The sequence below is a fragment of the Faecalicatena sp. genome (assembly GCF_058819085.1).
This window is the reverse complement of sequence record NZ_JBZUUL010000021.1, coordinates 1-15,046: the sequence shown is the minus strand read 5'-3', so window position 1 is coordinate 15,046 and position 15,046 is coordinate 1. Positions and strand designations below refer to the sequence as shown.

Annotated in this window: 16 protein-coding genes; 14 read left to right on the top strand and 2 right to left on the bottom strand. The window is 47.6% G+C overall.

The window, feature by feature from the left end:
• The first annotated feature begins 83 nt into the window (after positions 1-83).
• The 3 genes from AC4OGX_RS10670 (at position 84) to AC4OGX_RS10660 (ending at position 3,820) form a co-directional block, all read left to right on the top strand.
• Positions 84-953 carry a D-psicose 3-epimerase gene (locus tag AC4OGX_RS10670; RefSeq protein ID WP_493330402.1) on the top strand — a complete coding sequence of 290 codons (870 nt, stop codon included), beginning with the start codon at positions 84-86 and terminating at the stop codon, positions 951-953.
• Between the two features lie 140 nt (positions 954-1,093).
• Positions 1,094-2,509, top strand: a complete 1,416-nt coding sequence (rhaB, locus tag AC4OGX_RS10665; RefSeq protein ID WP_493330400.1) for a rhamnulokinase — start codon at positions 1,094-1,096, stop codon at positions 2,507-2,509.
• Positions 2,510-2,560: 51 nt separating this feature from the next.
• Positions 2,561-3,820 carry an L-rhamnose isomerase gene (locus tag AC4OGX_RS10660; protein WP_493330399.1) on the top strand — a complete coding sequence of 420 codons (1,260 nt, stop codon included), beginning with the start codon at positions 2,561-2,563 and terminating at the stop codon, positions 3,818-3,820.
• A gap of 265 nt (positions 3,821-4,085) precedes the next feature.
• Here the strand turns inward: AC4OGX_RS10660 and AC4OGX_RS10655 are convergent, their stop codons facing one another.
• The gene (locus AC4OGX_RS10655; protein ID WP_493330398.1) at positions 4,086-4,700 is read right to left on the bottom strand and encodes a Uma2 family endonuclease; all 615 of its coding nucleotides are present in this window, start codon (positions 4,698-4,700) and stop codon (positions 4,086-4,088) included.
• Between the two features lie 203 nt (positions 4,701-4,903).
• Here AC4OGX_RS10655 and AC4OGX_RS10650 point away from each other — a divergent pair, with 203 nt between their 5' ends.
• Positions 4,904-5,221: a helix-turn-helix domain-containing protein gene (locus tag AC4OGX_RS10650; protein WP_493330397.1), complete on the top strand. Its 318-nt coding sequence runs from the start codon at positions 4,904-4,906 to the stop codon at positions 5,219-5,221.
• 25 nt (positions 5,222-5,246) lie between these two features.
• Here the strand turns inward: AC4OGX_RS10650 and AC4OGX_RS10645 are convergent, their stop codons facing one another.
• The gene (locus AC4OGX_RS10645; protein WP_493330396.1) at positions 5,247-5,963 is read right to left on the bottom strand and encodes a phosphatase; all 717 of its coding nucleotides are present in this window, start codon (positions 5,961-5,963) and stop codon (positions 5,247-5,249) included.
• 353 nt (positions 5,964-6,316) lie between these two features.
• Between AC4OGX_RS10645 and AC4OGX_RS10640 the strand changes: the two genes are divergently transcribed.
• The 10 genes from AC4OGX_RS10640 to AC4OGX_RS10595 all read left to right on the top strand — a co-directional run.
• The gene (locus AC4OGX_RS10640; RefSeq protein ID WP_493330395.1) at positions 6,317-8,848 is read left to right on the top strand and encodes a glycyl radical protein; all 2,532 of its coding nucleotides are present in this window, start codon (positions 6,317-6,319) and stop codon (positions 8,846-8,848) included.
• A gap of 13 nt (positions 8,849-8,861) precedes the next feature.
• Positions 8,862-9,656, top strand: a complete 795-nt coding sequence (locus AC4OGX_RS10635) for a glycyl-radical enzyme activating protein (RefSeq protein WP_493330394.1) — start codon at positions 8,862-8,864, stop codon at positions 9,654-9,656.
• A gap of 5 nt (positions 9,657-9,661) precedes the next feature.
• Positions 9,662-10,024, top strand: coding sequence for a BMC domain-containing protein (locus AC4OGX_RS10630; protein WP_493330393.1), 363 nt, complete (start codon positions 9,662-9,664; stop codon positions 10,022-10,024).
• Positions 10,025-10,029: 5 nt separating this feature from the next.
• Entirely contained in the window at positions 10,030-10,503 is a 474-nt protein-coding gene (locus AC4OGX_RS10625) for a EutP/PduV family microcompartment system protein (protein ID WP_493330392.1), read from the top strand.
• A gap of 122 nt (positions 10,504-10,625) precedes the next feature.
• Positions 10,626-11,432, top strand: a complete 807-nt coding sequence (locus AC4OGX_RS10620) for a class II aldolase/adducin family protein (RefSeq protein WP_493330390.1) — start codon at positions 10,626-10,628, stop codon at positions 11,430-11,432.
• 19 nt (positions 11,433-11,451) lie between these two features.
• Positions 11,452-11,979, top strand: coding sequence for a GlcG/HbpS family heme-binding protein (locus tag AC4OGX_RS10615; protein ID WP_493330388.1), 528 nt, complete (start codon positions 11,452-11,454; stop codon positions 11,977-11,979).
• Entirely contained in the window at positions 11,970-13,358 is a 1,389-nt protein-coding gene (locus AC4OGX_RS10610; protein WP_493330387.1) for an aldehyde dehydrogenase family protein, read from the top strand. The genes AC4OGX_RS10615 and AC4OGX_RS10610 overlap by 10 nt, the downstream gene beginning before the upstream one ends.
• Positions 13,359-13,374: 16 nt before the next feature.
• On the top strand, positions 13,375-14,583 hold the full coding sequence (locus tag AC4OGX_RS10605; RefSeq protein WP_493330385.1) for a zinc-dependent alcohol dehydrogenase: 1,209 nt from the start codon (positions 13,375-13,377) through the stop codon (positions 14,581-14,583).
• Between the two features lie 26 nt (positions 14,584-14,609).
• A complete protein-coding gene (locus AC4OGX_RS10600) occupies positions 14,610-14,954 on the top strand; it encodes a BMC domain-containing protein (RefSeq protein WP_493330384.1) in 345 nt (114 codons plus the stop codon).
• A 12-nt stretch (positions 14,955-14,966) separates the two neighbouring features.
• The coding region (locus AC4OGX_RS10595; RefSeq protein WP_493330441.1) for a BMC domain-containing protein at positions 14,967-15,046 on the top strand (80 nt) is incomplete at its 3' end.

Here is a 15,046-nt window from a genome sequence, read left to right as displayed (position 1 = left end):
AATATTCTGTCAGAAAAATAGGCGGAGAATAGGGAAAAGAAACAAATGGAAAGTAAAAGATCAGATAGAGGGAGGTAAGAACAATGAAATATGGGATTTATTTTGCATATTGGGAAAAGGAATGGGATGCAGATCAGGCAAGCTATATCAAGAAGGCAAAGGATTTGGGATTCGATATCCTGGAGCTTTCCTGCGCAGCCTTAAAGAACATCGATCAGGCAGGCCTTAACAGGTTTCGGGATGCGGCGAGGGAGTATGACATGACCCTTACGGCGGGCTACGGACCGGCAGCAAGTGAGAATCTTGGTTCTGCCGATGATGCGGTCGTTAAACATGCGATTGAGTTTTATACGGATATTTTAAAAAAGCTGGAATATCTGGATATCCATACGCTGGGCGGCGGTATTTATTCATACTGGCCGGTGGATTATTCCAAGCCCATCGATAAACAGGGCGACTGGGAGAGAAGCGTGAAGAATGTACGGACTGTCTCAAAGATCGCGGGAGACTGCGGAGTGGACTACTGTCTGGAGGTATTGAACCGGTTTGAGGGATATCTGCTGAATACTGCAAAGGAGGCCGTGCGGTTTGTGGAGGAAGTAGGGACGCCCGCGGTCAAGGTCATGCTGGATACATTTCATATGAATATCGAGGAGGACAGCATGGTGGATGCGATCTTGACAGCTGGAGATAAACTGGGACACTTCCATGTGGGTGAAAATAACAGAAGAGTTCCGGGAAAAGGCAATATCCCGTGGGCAGAGATCGGGAAAGCGCTGGATCGGGTGGCTTATGACGGGAGTGTGGTCATGGAGCCTTTTGTGCTGACAGGAGGCGGAATCGGAAGCGATATCAAGATTTGGAGGGAAATGCTGCCCGGTGCTGATCTTGCGAAGCTGGACGAAGATGCCAGAAACTCGGTGAATTTCCTGAGACATGTGTTTGGGAGATAGGGAGTGCAGGAGGATAAAGACAGGATAGCCGGGAAAGACTGCAAATAAGGACACTATTTTAGATAAATAGCGTCCTTTTTTTGTCAGCTTTCAACAATTATAATAAGGGTAGATTTGAATAGATATAAAGGAGGCACAAAATGGAGAAGTATTATTTGGCCGTTGATATTGGGGCATCCAGTGGACGCCACATGCTCGCTTCCATGCAAGACGGAAAGATGCAGCTTGAGGAGGTATACCGTTTTCCGAACGGAATGGATAATAAGGACGGTACTCTTTGCTGGGATGTGGAGCGCTTGTTCACTGAGATTAAGAACGGTTTAAAGAAGTGTAAGGAACTTGGCAAGATTCCGGTCTCTATGGGAATCGACACCTGGGGTGTGGATTACGTGCTGCTTGATAAAGACGACAAGATTCTTGGGGACACAGTAGGATACCGCGACAGCCGTACAAACGGGATGGACCAGAAGGTTTACGAGAAGATTTCTCTGGAGGATCTCTATGCAAGGACCGGGATCCAGAAGCAGATCTTCAATACGATTTACCAGCTGATGGCTGTGAAGGAGACTCACCCAGAGTATATGGAGCAGGCTGAGGCAATACTCATGATCCCGGATTATTTCCATTTCCTGCTGACAGGCGAAAAGAGGATGGAATATACCAACGCCACAACAGGACAGCTGATCGATCCTAAGACGAACGACTGGGATTATGAGCTGATCGATATGCTGGGATATAATTCGAAGATGTTTCGTCCGGTTTCCATGCCGGGGACAGTGGTAGGGAATTTTACAAAAGAGATCCAGGAAGAGGTGGGATTTGATTGTACCGTAGTTCTTCCGGCAACTCATGATACAGGGTCTGCTGTTCTTGCGGTTCCGACCAATGATGACAATGCGATCTATATCAGTTCAGGAACATGGTCATTGATGGGGATTGAGAGAAAAGAAGCGGAATGTTCCATGGAAAGCATGAAGGCTAATTTCACCAATGAAGGCGGATATGACCACCGTTACCGTTATTTGAAGAACATCATGGGATTATGGATGATCCAGTCCGTGAAGAAGGAATTCGAAGAAGATCTGTCCTTTGGGGAGATCTGCGAGAGAGCATCCAAGGAGGATATCACCTCTATCGTGGACTGTAACGATGACTGTTTCCTTGCGCCGGACAGCATGATCCGGGCCGTACAGGATTTCTGCAGGAATACAAACCAGCCGGTACCCAAGACAGTGGGAGAGATCGCAGCAGTGATCTATAACAGCCTGGGAAAATGTTACGGGGATACCGTCCGCGAGATCGAAGCGGCTACAGGCAATACATACGACACGATATATGTGATCGGAGGCGGCGCAAATGCCGGATATCTGAACGAACTGACTGCCAGATATACAGGCAAGAAGGTATCTGCGGGCCCGACAGAGGCTACTGCAATCGGCAACATTACCGTACAGATGCTGCATGACGGCGTGTTTGCAAGCCTGCCGGAGGCAAGAAGCTGCATTAACCGTTCCTTTGATATCGTGAACTATGATGAAAAAGGAAAACAATTCTGACAATGGAGTGCAAAGGGGTCAGACCCCTTTGAAATAAGGAGGAGATTTATCATGACAACAAGAGAAAGATATGAATCAGCCAGAGAGATTTATGCAAAGTTAGGTGTAGACACAGATGCTGCAATTGAGAAGTGCAAAAACGTTCCTGTATCTCTGCACTGCTGGCAGGGGGATGACGTAACAGGCTTTGACCATGACGGCCCTCTGACAGGCGGAATCCAGACAACTGGAAATTATCCCGGAAAGGCAAGGAATCCGGAAGAATTGCTTGCTGATATGGACAAGGCTATGAGCCTGATGCCGGGTATGAAAAAGATCAATGTACATGCAAGTTATGCGATTTTTGAGGATGGCGAATTTGTTGACCGTGACAAATTAGAGCCAAAGCATTTCCAGAAATGGGTAGACTTTGCGAAAGAAAGAGGAATGGGACTGGACTTCAACCCGACCTTCTTTTCACATGATAAGGTAAAAGACGGGCTGACGCTCTCAAGCCCGGATGAAGAAACAAGAAGATTCTGGATCGAGCATGGAAAAGCCTGCATCCGTATTTCCAGCTATTTCGCAGAGCAGACAGGGATTCCTTGTGTTATGAATATCTGGACAGGCGACGGATATAAGGATGTTCCTGCTGACCGTATGGGACCAAGAATGCGTTATAAAGAGTCTATCGATGAGATCCTTTCCGAGCCATACGATCCGAAGATGGTAAAACCTTGTGTAGAGTCTAAGGTATTTGGAATCGGTGTTGAGGCTTATACAGTTGGTTCTGCTGAATTTGCATTAAGCTACGCGGCTGCGAACATGGACAAATGTCTGCCGCTGATGGATAATGGACATTATCACCCGACAGAGGTCGTATCTGATAAGATTCCGGCGCTTTTGACATTCTTCCCTGAGATCGCACTCCATGTAACACGTCCGATCCGCTGGGATTCTGACCATGTAGTACTGTATGATGATGAGACAAAAGAGATCGCTCAGGAAATCGTACGCTGTGACGGTCTGGACCGTACTTATATCGCACTGGATTACTTTGATGCATCCATCAACCGTGTTTCTGCATGGATCACAGGATTCAGAAGCTTCCAGAAGGCTCTCTTGAATGCATTGTGTACTCCAAGTGCCCTGTTGAAAGAGCTTCAGGATACAAATCAGTTCAGTAAGAAGATGGTTGTAATGGAACAGTGTAAGACTCTTCCGATCGGTGACATCTGGGAAGAATACTGTGCACAGTGCGGTGTTCCGGCAGAAGGCTGGTTCTCAGAGGTTGAGAAGTATGAGGAAGAGGTACTTTCTAAGAGAGTATAACCGGAAGGTATTATACCCAAAGGGCACACCGTAATACATGCCCCTAACGGGGCGGGTCTGCAGCAAAAGCTGCAGAATAATGTATAGAAAAATAGTCAGAAGGACTTCTCCGCCGAATGCGGAGAAAAGCCGTTCCTTTTCGCTGCGCAGATCTGAATAGACCGGTGTAGAGACTAGGGACGGCTTTTTGTTTGACAAAAATTCCTTTCAAGATCTTGGCGCTAAAAGGAATGAGACGTTTAAAACAGCTCTTCAGTCTCAGATTTTAAAGAAATTCTGACGTATCTATAAGAAGGCCGGGAAATGCCCTGACAGGGATCAAATTGCCAAAGACATATGTCTTAGCAGCGCCGCTTGGATCATCTGCAAAAAGATAGATTTCTATGCTGGACATCGAAGGATTGATGATCCAGTATTCCTTCACTCCCCAGTCTTTGTATATCCAAGGCTTTACCGTATGATCCAGACAATGGGTGTCCCGGGTCGTGACTTCGGCGGCAAAATCAGGAAGCACGGAGATATCGGGACTTAGAATACTGTCTGGATAGCGGACGACAGCCAGGTCCGGAAGCAGTACAGTTCTTTCGTCCTCTTCCCGGAAAAAACGGACAGGTGCACTGACTGCTTTGAAGGGCAGGCGGTCTCCCTTAAGGTATCGGGTACACTGATATAATAACTCAGTAATGATGCGCTGGTGTATGGCAGGTACCGGAGGCGGTATGAACAGAAAGCCATTGATCAGCTGCACACGTGAATGGGCCGGATACTGTAAGAAGTCCCTGCGTGTATAGCACCCCTGGCGGTTCAAAGCAGGGTCAGGGACAGAAGCCTGATTAATGATGGATTCTAGCGGTATATCTTCAAAATGAAAGGAATTCATGATTTTCTCCTTGGTGAAGTTCTTTTTTTCTATTGTACATCAAAAAAAATCCTGCGTCATTGAGTTACAAACTGCTTGACAAAGGAAATAGTGGATAAATATTTGTTGTGTGTGTTATGATGAAATCAGAGAGTATAGGGTGCATACATACGAGGATCATACAGAAGGTACAATGAAATATCTTACAAAAGGGAGATGATCAGATGGAGAAAAAGAATTATCCTGGAATTAATATGGAAAGGACCGGTAACTGGCTGCGCTTTATCTGTAGATTTAAGAAGATACCTGTGAAGGGATTGTGCCGTCAATTAGGACTGAGCTGCCCCCAGTCGGTTTACGGCTGGTTCCGCGGCAGGACGCTTCCGTCGTTGGATAATTTTTATGCGCTCAGCCAGATTGTGGATGTCACATTAGACGAGCTGATCGTGAATCAGCAGGAGGAGATCCCTGAGAATTTTTGTGAAAAAATAGGACTTCAGAATGCCAGGCTCATACGATATCGTATGAAGCTTACATTCTAAAAGTCCGATTCAGAGGATTCTTTGATTACCTCCCAAGGAAGCACTTGAAGGCTTTCAGGGAATAGTTCATAACAAGGGAGTCGGGCATGTCTGCGAGTTTGACCAGCTTAAGGGCATGCTCAAAGTCTCCCACATGCTTTGTTCCGTGGCTGTCACTTGCCAGAATGACAGGATAGTGGAAGTGACGGCACAGGTGCAAAAGCATCAGGTCGTTGAACCTTGTATCGCCGCGGTATCCGTCGGGGCTTAAGGAGCTGTTGTTGATTTCCAGGAGAACGTCATATTTCATTGCGGCTTTTACGAGTGCAAGGTGATCGACCGGATACTTTACATCATCACAGTGACCGATGATGCGTACCTTGGGGTGCTGCATCGCTGCGATATAGGCCCTTGTATTCTCTTCTTTTGTGCCGGGCTTCTTAACCGGCTTATGGACACTGGCAATCGCGTAATCCAGCTTATCCAATATGGAGTCTTCCAGATCAAGCTTCCCATTATTATCCAGAATATTGACTTCTGCCCCGTACATCATCTCTACGCCAAGACGGGTACGCTGTGCATAGGCAAGACTGCGGAAATAAGAAGTACGCCCTCCTCCTAACGTAGCGGGGCCGTGATCGGTTATTCCCAGCATTTTTAAACCGTGGGCAGCTGCAGCCTTTGCCATGTCAGTGATCGTGGCAGCAGAGCCGTGGCCGCTTGCAATTGTATGTGTATGTATATCGAATTCTGGTACAGACATAAGCTACAGGCCTTTCTTTTACTGCTGATATAAAAGCGTATCTCCAGAGCAGTAAATTTCTTTGTTAAACTTCTGATATATAGTATGCGTGATTTGAACCTGTTTGTCAATATGAAACTGACAGAAACACCATTAAAAACAAACAAAAACAACAGATAATGTGTTGGGTTATGTTGAATTTGTGGGGGAAATTGTGCGAGAAATGTTGTTTTGCGTTGACTTATAGGGGCTGTAAGAGTATAATAAAAATAACTGGGTAAAGAAGGATTAGCTTCTGCCCGGGGCGATAAGTATATAAATAGAAACAGTGTTATCGAAGAGCTATTTATATAAGGAAAGGAGTGACACGGCGAATGGGATTATATACCTATGACAGCACGGATATACCGAAATCAGAACGAATATCCAAGCTTGTCGAGGATCTGTATGCAAAGATGCCTGAGATCGAATCTTCCAGAGCAGTTCTGATCACGGAGTCCTACAGACAGACCGAGAATGAACCGATGATCATCCGGCGTGCAAAGGCTTTTTTGCACATTCTGGAGAACATACCGATCGTGATACGAGACCAGGAACTGATCGTGGGAAGTACAACGATCGCACCGAGAGGATGTCAGACATATCCGGAGTTTTCTTATGAATGGCTGGAAGCGGAGTTTGATACTGTAGAGACGAGATCCGCAGACCCGTTCTATATTTCTGAGAAGACGAAGGAAGAGCTAAAGGAAGCGAATGCATATTGGAAGGGCAAGACAACCAGTGAACTGGCAACCTCATATATGGAGCCGGAGACACTGATTGCTATGGAACACAATATTTTTACACCGGGCAATTATTTCTATAATGGTGTTGGCCATGTGACTGTGAAGTATGATGAAGTATTAGCGATTGGGTTTTCGGGAATTAAAGAGAAAGCTCAGGCTGAACTGGCAAAGCTTTCTCTGGCTGACGGAGACTATCAGAAGAGATCCAGATTCCTGGAAGCAGTGATGATCAGCTGCGATGCTGTGATCACATATGCAAGACGTTACGCAGAACTGGCTTTGGAAGAGGCCGGGAAGTGTTCTGATATGACACGAAAGAAGGAGCTGCTTGTGATCGCACAGAATTGTGCGAATGTACCGGAGAAGGGAGCATCTGGTTTCTATGAGGCCTGCCAGTCGTTCTGGTTCGTACAGCAGCTGCTTCAGCTGGAGTCCAGCGGCCATTCCATCTCACCGGGAAGGTTTGACCAGTATATGTATCCTTATTATAAAAAGGATCTGGACAGCGGCAGGATCACGAGGGAGTCTGCGCAGGAATTGATGGACTGCATCTGGGTGAAGTTAAATGATTTGAATAAATGCCGTGATGCGGTTTCTGCGGAAGGATTTGCCGGATACAGCCTGTTCCAGAACCTGATCGCAGGGGGACAGAATGAAGAAGGGGTGGATGTGACTAATGACCTTTCATTCATGAGTATCCAGGCCTCCATGCATGTTTTCCTTCCGCAGCCGTCCTTATCCGTCAGGGTATGGAACGGCACCCCCCATGAATTCCTGATCAAGGCGGCTGAACTGACCAGGACCGGGATCGGTCTTCCGGCATATTACAACGATGAGGTGATCATCCCGTCACTGGTAAGCCGTGGACTGACCATGGAAGATGCGAGGGATTATAATATCATCGGCTGCGTGGAACCACAGAAGGCGGGAAAGACAGAAGGATGGCATGACGCTGCATTTTTCAATATGTGCAGACCGCTGGAGCTGGTATTCAGCAATGGAATGGATCGAGGTGTCCAGATCGGACCTAAGACAGGCAGGGTAGAGGAAATGAAGACCTTCGGGGAATTCTACGATGCCTACAAAGCTCAGATGGACTATGCGATCCGGCTTTTAGTCAATGCAGACAATGCGATCGATATGGCACATGCAGAGAGATGTCCGCTTCCGTTCCTTTCCTCCATGGTGGATGACTGCTTAAAGCGGGGAAAGACGGTCCAGGAAGGCGGGGCAGTGTACAACTTTACCGGCCCCCAGGGATTTGGAGTGGCGAACATGGCAGACTCCTTATATGCAGTGAAGAAGCTGGTGTATGATGAGAAGAAGATCACTATGAAGGAGTTGAAGGAAGCCCTGGCTACCAATTATGGAAAGGGATTAAGCAGCGAGGATATCGCTTCTATCACAGCTGAGATCGCGGGCAGCATGAAGGAGGCCGGACAGGCCGTCACCGAACGGGAGGTTGCGGCGATCCTTAAGACAGTTGTAGCTGCATCAGAGTCACCGGAAGTGAAGGAAAACGGCGAGAGGATCTTAAGGCTCATTGAGGAAGTACCGAAGTTTGGCAACGACATCCCGGAAGTGGATGCATTTGCGAGAGATGTTGCTTATACATATACGAAGCCGCTTCTTCAGTATAGAAATCCAAGAGGCGGAATGTTCCAGGCAGGGCTTTACCCGGTATCGGCCAACGTGCCGCTGGGAGCGCAGACCGGGGCTACACCGGACGGACGTCTGGCACATACACCGGTTGCCGACGGAGTATCCCCGTCAGCCGGCAAGGATGTGAACGGACCCACAGCCGCAGCAAATTCAGTATCCAGGCTGGATCATTATATCGCGTCAAACGGTACCTTATTTAATCAGAAGTTTCATCCTTCCGCCTTAAGCGGACGCAGGGGACTTGAGAATTTTGTCGGCCTGGTGCGTTCCTATTTTGACCAGAAGGGAAGCCATATGCAGTTTAATGTGGTAAGCCGCGAGACACTTCTGGATGCACAGAGGCACCCGGAGCAGTACAAGCACCTGGTTGTCAGGGTTGCCGGATACAGTGCATTATTTACCACATTGTCCAAATCGCTCCAGGATGATATCATCCGCAGGACAGAGCAGGGATTCTAGGAAGGAAGACAGCATGGACGATTATTTAAAGACAAAGGGTCGCATATTTGATATACAGAGGTACTCGATCCATGACGGCAACGGGATCCGGACCATCGTTTTCTTAAAAGGCTGCGTCTTAAGATGCCGCTGGTGCTGCAATCCGGAGTCTCAGAGCTATGAGATCGAGACGATGAAGGTGCAGGGAGAAGAGAAGATCATCGGAAGAGATGTCACAGTGGAAGAGGTCATGGAGACGGTCGAGAAGGATCGGACCTATTACCGCAGAACAGGCGGAGGCCTGACATTGTCGGGCGGAGAGAGCCTGTGCCAGCCGGAGTTTGCAGCCGCACTTTTGCGGGCCGCATATGAGGCCGGGATCAGCACTGCGCTGGAGAGTATGGGATGCGCCGGTTATCAGGTGATCGAAGGGATTCTTCCTTATTTAGATCAGTATCTTCTGGACATCAAGCATATGGATCCTGTGAAGCATAAGGAATTTACAGGACGATCCAACGAACTGATGTTAGAGAATGCGATGAAGATCGCACAGTCGGGTATGACAGAATTAAGTATCCGTGTTCCGGTGATCCCGGGTTTTAATGATACCGCGGAGGAGATCCGGGATATTGCAGAATATACAAAGAGGCTTGGAAATGTAAAAAGGCTGCATCTTCTGCCGTACCACAGACTGGGACAGGACAAATACGTGGGACTGGGAAGAACTTATCTCATGGGAGATGTAGAGCCGCCGTCCAATGAAAAGATGGAGATGCTGCTGGAAACTGCTTCCCGGGCATCCGATGTAGAGTGTCAGATAGGAGGTTAAGAGAGATGAATCATGAGCAGATGCCGGAGCGGATCGTACAGGAGCTGGTCCCCGGCAAAGAGATTACGATCGCCCATTTGATCGCAAGCCCTGACATCATATTATATGAGAAGCTGGGGCTGGACCCGAGGGTGGAATACAGCAAGTCTGCCATCGGAATTCTGACCATCAGCCCGGCCGAGACCGCAATCATAGCGGCCGATATAGCAACCAAGGCGGCGGGAATTGAACTGGGATTTGTGGACCGTTTCAGCGGTACACTGATCGTGACAGGCACGATTTCCGAGGTGGAGGCAGCGATCCGTGCGGTACTGGATTATGTAAAGGAAAAGATGGGCTTCTCCGTATGTGAGATCACAAGGACTTAAGGACAATGAAGAAAATCGTATTGATGGGCCGGAGCGAGTGTGGAAAAACCACACTAACGCAGGCATTAAAAGGTGAAAAGATCCAGTATCATAAGACTCAATATGTGAATAACTTCGATGTTATCATAGACACTCCAGGCGAATACGCCCAGACAAAGCATCTGGGATACGCACTTGCACTGTATTCCTATGAAGCTGATGTGGTAGGACTTTTGTTATCGGCCACAGAGCCTTATTCTCTTTATCCGCCGTGCTGCACGTCCATGTGTAACCGGGAGGTGATTGGGATCGTGACAAAGATACACGATGAGAAGGCAGATGTAGAACGTGCCGAAAGGTGGTTAAGGCTCACGGGATGCAAGAAAATCTTCTATGTAGACTCTAAAAATTACGAGGGAATCCCGGAAATTCTGGAGTATTTAAAGGAGGATGGGGATGTACTTCCGTGGGAAATGGAGGAAGACGGCGAAAAAGTCTAAATTACAACAAATCCAACATAAAAACAAGTTGACTGTTGTGGGGTTATGTGGTAATATCGAGTTAGAAACAACATAAAACAAAAACAAGTTTTGTTTGTAAGAATCCAAGGAGGAAAAAAAGGATGCAAAACGAATACGAAATCAAAAAAGAAATGTGTGAAATCGGAAAAAGAGTGTACAACCGTGGTATGGTTGCTGCTAACGATGGAAACTTCTCTGTAAAACTGAATGACAACGAATTCCTGTGCACACCGACAGGGGTAAGCAAAGGATTCATGACACCAGAATATATTTGTAAAGTAGATGCAGAAGGAAATGTGCTTCAGGCTAACAAGGGATTCAAGCCTTCTTCAGAGATCAAGATGCACATGCGTGTATATAAAGAAAGACCGGACGTTAACGCGGTGGTACATGCTCACCCACTGTACGCTACAACATTTGCAATCTGTGGTATTCCTCTGACACAGCCGATCATGCCGGAGGCTGTTATCGCACTTGGATGTGTTCCGATCGCAAAATATGGTACACCTTCTACTATGGAGATCCCGGATGCAGTATCTGAGCACTTACAGTATTTTGATGCAGTACTTCTTGAGAACCACGGAGCACTTGCTTACTCTAACTCTCTGTTAAATGCATATCATAAGATGGAGTCCTTAGAGTTCTATGCACGTCTTCTGTATCAGTCAAAGATGCTTGGCGAGCCACAGGAATTCAACAAAGAGCAGATGGACAAGCTGTATGAGATCAGAAGACAGATGGGACTTCCGGGAAAGCATCCTGCAAATGTATGCCCGAACGCAAAAGCTGGTAAGCCAAGCTGCCACAGCTGCGGCGGATCATGCAGCCAGAGCGCACCTTCAGCTTCTGCAGACGCTGACTTAGTTGCATCCATCACAAAGAAAGTTATGGATCAGTTAGGACTGTAATCTAAAATAGGGGACTGCTATGAATGAACAGGAAATTACCAATGCCGTCAAAGCGGTGTTGGACCAGATGAAAGTAAGCGGCGGACATCAACATCATGCGGCAGGCCATGTCTGCAGATGCAATAAGCATAAGATGACCCTTAAGGCTGCCAACGCCCTGATCGAAAGGGTGAAGGCAAAAGCCGCCGATATGGGTGTGAATGCAGTCATTGCCGTATCTGATAAGGCAGGGAGACCTGTTGCGGTTCAGTGCATGGATGATGCCTACATAGCAAGTTTTGACATTGCAATCAATAAGACATTTACTTCAGCGAGCCTCAAGATGTCCACGGATGAGCTTAGCCGATTAAGCCAGCCGGGACAGCCTTTATACGGAATCCAGTTTACGAATGAAGGCAAGATCGTAATATTTGGCGGTGGAGAACCGCTGGAAGCAGATGGAAAAATAGTCGGAGCCCTGGGAGTCAGCGGCGGCACAGCCGAACAGGATACAGCCATCGCGGCCTATGGCAAAGAAGTTTTTGAGGAGGTATTAGCGTGTCTGTAAATGAACAGATGGTCCAGGACATTGTTCAGGAAGTTATGGCAAAGATGCAGATCGCTTCCGATGTAACAGGAAGCCACGGCGTATTTGCCGACATGAACGAAGCGATCGAAGCGTCCAAGAAGGCGCAGAAGATCGTTGCTAAGATGTCCATGGACGCAAGAGAGAAGATAATTTCAAACATCAGGAAGAAGACAATAGAGAATGCCGAGATTCTCGCCCGCATGGGTGTAGATGAGACAGGCATGGGAAATGTCGGACACAAGATCCTGAAACATCAGTTAGTTGCTGAGAAGACACCGGGAACGGAAGATATCACAACGACTGCATGGTCAGGAGACAGAGGACTGACACTGATCGAGATGGGACCATTCGGAGTGATCGGAGCGATCACACCATGTACCAACCCGAGTGAGACGGTTCTGTGTAACACGATCGGAATGCTGGCAGGCGGCAACACAGTCGTATTCAACCCGCATCCGGCAGCGATCAAGACATCGATCTATGCGATCAACATGATCAATGAGGCTTCTATGGAAGTGGGCGGACCTGACAACATCGCCTGCACAGTAGAAAAACCAACGCTGGACTCCAGCAACATCATGATGAAGCATAAAGATATCCACCTGATCGCAGCAACAGGCGGACCGGGAGTTGTTACCGCAGTCCTGTCATCAGGCAAGAGAGGGATCGGAGCAGGGGCAGGCAACCCGCCGGCACTTGTAGATGAGACAGCAGATATCCGTAAAGCGGCAGAAGACATTGTGAATGGATGTACATTCGACAACAACCTTCCATGTATCGCCGAGAAGGAGATCGTCGCAGTCGATTCCATCGTGGATGAACTGATGCACTATATGGTTTCCGAGCAGGGATGCTACCTGGCTTCAAAAGAAGAGCAGGATGCACTGACAGCTGTTGTCTTAAAGGACGGCAGACTGAACAGGAAATGCGTGGGAAGAGATGCGAAGACTCTTCTGGGAATGATCGGAGTGACCGTTCCGGACAACATCAGATGCATCACATTTGAAGGACCGAAGGAACACCCGCTGATCGCCACAGAGCTGATGATGCCGATCTTAGGCGTCGTAAGAGCAAAAGACTTTGACGATGCGGTTGAGCAGGCTGTCTGGCTGGAGCACGGCAACAGACATTCCGCACATATCCATTCTAAGAACATTGACAACATCACAAAATATGCAAAAGCGATCGACACAGCGATTCTTGTAAAGAACGGTCCATCCTACGCAGCGATCGGATTCGGAGGCGAAGGCTTCTGTACATTTACCATTGCAAGCCGTACAGGCGAAGGACTTACAAGTGCAAGCTCATTTACAAAGAGAAGACGCTGCGTAATGACAGACAGTCTGTGCATTCGCTAAGACAGGAGGAAATAAAATGGAAATGAATTCTGCAAATGTAGAAGCAGTCGTTAAACAGGTACTGGAAAGTATGCTGGACAAGAAGATTGCTCCTGCTGCAAATACAACAGCATCAGGTGAGATCCCGAAGACAGCTCACGTGGCTATGCTGACAGCTTTGGAACACTATGACATCAAGGAATATCCGATCCCGGAGCTTGGCGACGGAGATATCCTTGTTAAAGTAGAAGGATGCGGTGTCTGCGGAACAGACGCTCATGAATTCAAGAGAGATCCATTCGGACTCATCCCGGTTGTTCTCGGACACGAGGGAACTGGTGAGATCGTGAAGATGGGTAAGAATGTTAAGCGCGACAGCGCCGGAAAAGAACTGAAGGTCGGAGACAAGGTCGTTACCTGTATGATCTTCAAGGATGACCCGGACATCACAATGTATGACCTGAACAAACAGAATGTCGGCGGCGCTGATGTATACGGACTTCTTCCGGATGACGACATCCACTTAAACGGATGGTTCTCAGATTACATACTGATCCGCGAAGGTTCTACTGTATTTAACGTAAGTGACCTTGACCTGAAATCCAGAATCCTGATCGAGCCTTGTGCAGTATTAATCCATGCTGTAGAGAGAGCTAAGACAACAGGAATCTTAAGATTCAACAGCAGGGTTGTTGTACAGGGATGCGGACCGATCGGTCTGATCTGTATCGCAGTACTGCGTACCATGGGAATCGAGAACATCGTTGCGGTAGACGGAGAGCAGAAGAGACTTGACTTCGCTAAGAGAATGGGTGCAGAGAGATCTGTAAACTTCAAGGATTTCAAGGGAATCGAAGCCCTGGCAGACGGAGTAAAGGCTGCATTCGACGGACATCCGGCAGACTTTGCATTCCAGTGTACAGGATCACCTGTTGCACATGCTAACATCTACAAGTTTATCAGAAACGGCGGCGGACTTTGTGAGTTAGGATTCTTCATCAATGGTGGAGATGCAACGATCAATCCGCACTTTGACCTGTGCTCTAAGGAAATCACATTAGTTGGTTCCTGGGTATATACTTTAAGAGATTACGCTACAACATTTGATTTCTTGAAGAGAGCAAAAGCGATCGGACTTCCGATGGATGACCTCATCACACATGAGTTCCCGCTGGAGCAGATCAATGAAGCACATCAGACAAACTTAAAGATGGAAGGCTTAAAGATCGCGATCGTTAACAAATAACAGCAATCCCACGGAGGGAGAAACAAATGGGAGAAGCAGTAGGCATGTTAGAGGTTTTCGGACTTGCGACTGCATTCGCAGCGGCAGATGCCGGATGCAAGGCAGGCAATGTAAGGCTTGAGACCTTTGATAAGAATAAACCGGCAAATGCAGACGAATTACCTGTACCTCTGATCGTTATGGTAAAGTTCCGCGGAAGCGTGTCCGATGTGGAAGCCGCACTGGAGGCAGCAAAAGCGAGAGCGGAGCAGCTCGCAGGCGTTGTAAACGAATACGAGATCGCAAGACCAACACAAGATACAGAGAAAATGTTAAAATTATCTGGTTTAGATAAAGGAAAACCCAATAAAATTTATGTAGAAGAAGTTTAGGAGGAATATAAAATGGCACAGCAGGCATTAGGAATGGTAGAAACAAGAGGACTTACAGCAGCAATCGAAGCAGCAGATGCAATGACAAAGGC

Excerpts from the sequence above, each read along its gene's own strand:
- AC4OGX_RS10670 (WP_493330402.1), top strand. The coding sequence starts at position 84 with ATGAAATATGGGATTTATTTTGCATATTGGGAAAAGGAATGGGATGCA.
- rhaB (WP_493330400.1), top strand. The coding sequence starts at position 1,094 with ATGGAGAAGTATTATTTGGCCGTTGATATTGGGGCATCCAGTGGACGC.
- AC4OGX_RS10660 (WP_493330399.1), top strand. The coding sequence starts at position 2,561 with ATGACAACAAGAGAAAGATATGAATCAGCCAGAGAGATTTATGCAAAG.
- AC4OGX_RS10655 (WP_493330398.1), bottom strand. The coding sequence starts at position 4,700 with ATGAATTCCTTTCATTTTGAAGATATACCGCTAGAATCCATCATTAAT.
- AC4OGX_RS10650 (WP_493330397.1), top strand. The coding sequence starts at position 4,904 with ATGGAGAAAAAGAATTATCCTGGAATTAATATGGAAAGGACCGGTAAC.
- AC4OGX_RS10645 (WP_493330396.1), bottom strand. The coding sequence starts at position 5,963 with ATGTCTGTACCAGAATTCGATATACATACACATACAATTGCAAGCGGC.
- AC4OGX_RS10640 (WP_493330395.1), top strand. The coding sequence starts at position 6,317 with ATGGGATTATATACCTATGACAGCACGGATATACCGAAATCAGAACGA.
- AC4OGX_RS10635 (WP_493330394.1), top strand. The coding sequence starts at position 8,862 with ATGGACGATTATTTAAAGACAAAGGGTCGCATATTTGATATACAGAGG.
- AC4OGX_RS10630 (WP_493330393.1), top strand. The coding sequence starts at position 9,662 with ATGAATCATGAGCAGATGCCGGAGCGGATCGTACAGGAGCTGGTCCCC.
- AC4OGX_RS10625 (WP_493330392.1), top strand. The coding sequence starts at position 10,030 with ATGAAGAAAATCGTATTGATGGGCCGGAGCGAGTGTGGAAAAACCACA.
- AC4OGX_RS10620 (WP_493330390.1), top strand. The coding sequence starts at position 10,626 with ATGCAAAACGAATACGAAATCAAAAAAGAAATGTGTGAAATCGGAAAA.
- AC4OGX_RS10615 (WP_493330388.1), top strand. The coding sequence starts at position 11,452 with ATGAATGAACAGGAAATTACCAATGCCGTCAAAGCGGTGTTGGACCAG.
- AC4OGX_RS10605 (WP_493330385.1), top strand. The coding sequence starts at position 13,375 with ATGGAAATGAATTCTGCAAATGTAGAAGCAGTCGTTAAACAGGTACTG.
- AC4OGX_RS10600 (WP_493330384.1), top strand. The coding sequence starts at position 14,610 with ATGGGAGAAGCAGTAGGCATGTTAGAGGTTTTCGGACTTGCGACTGCA.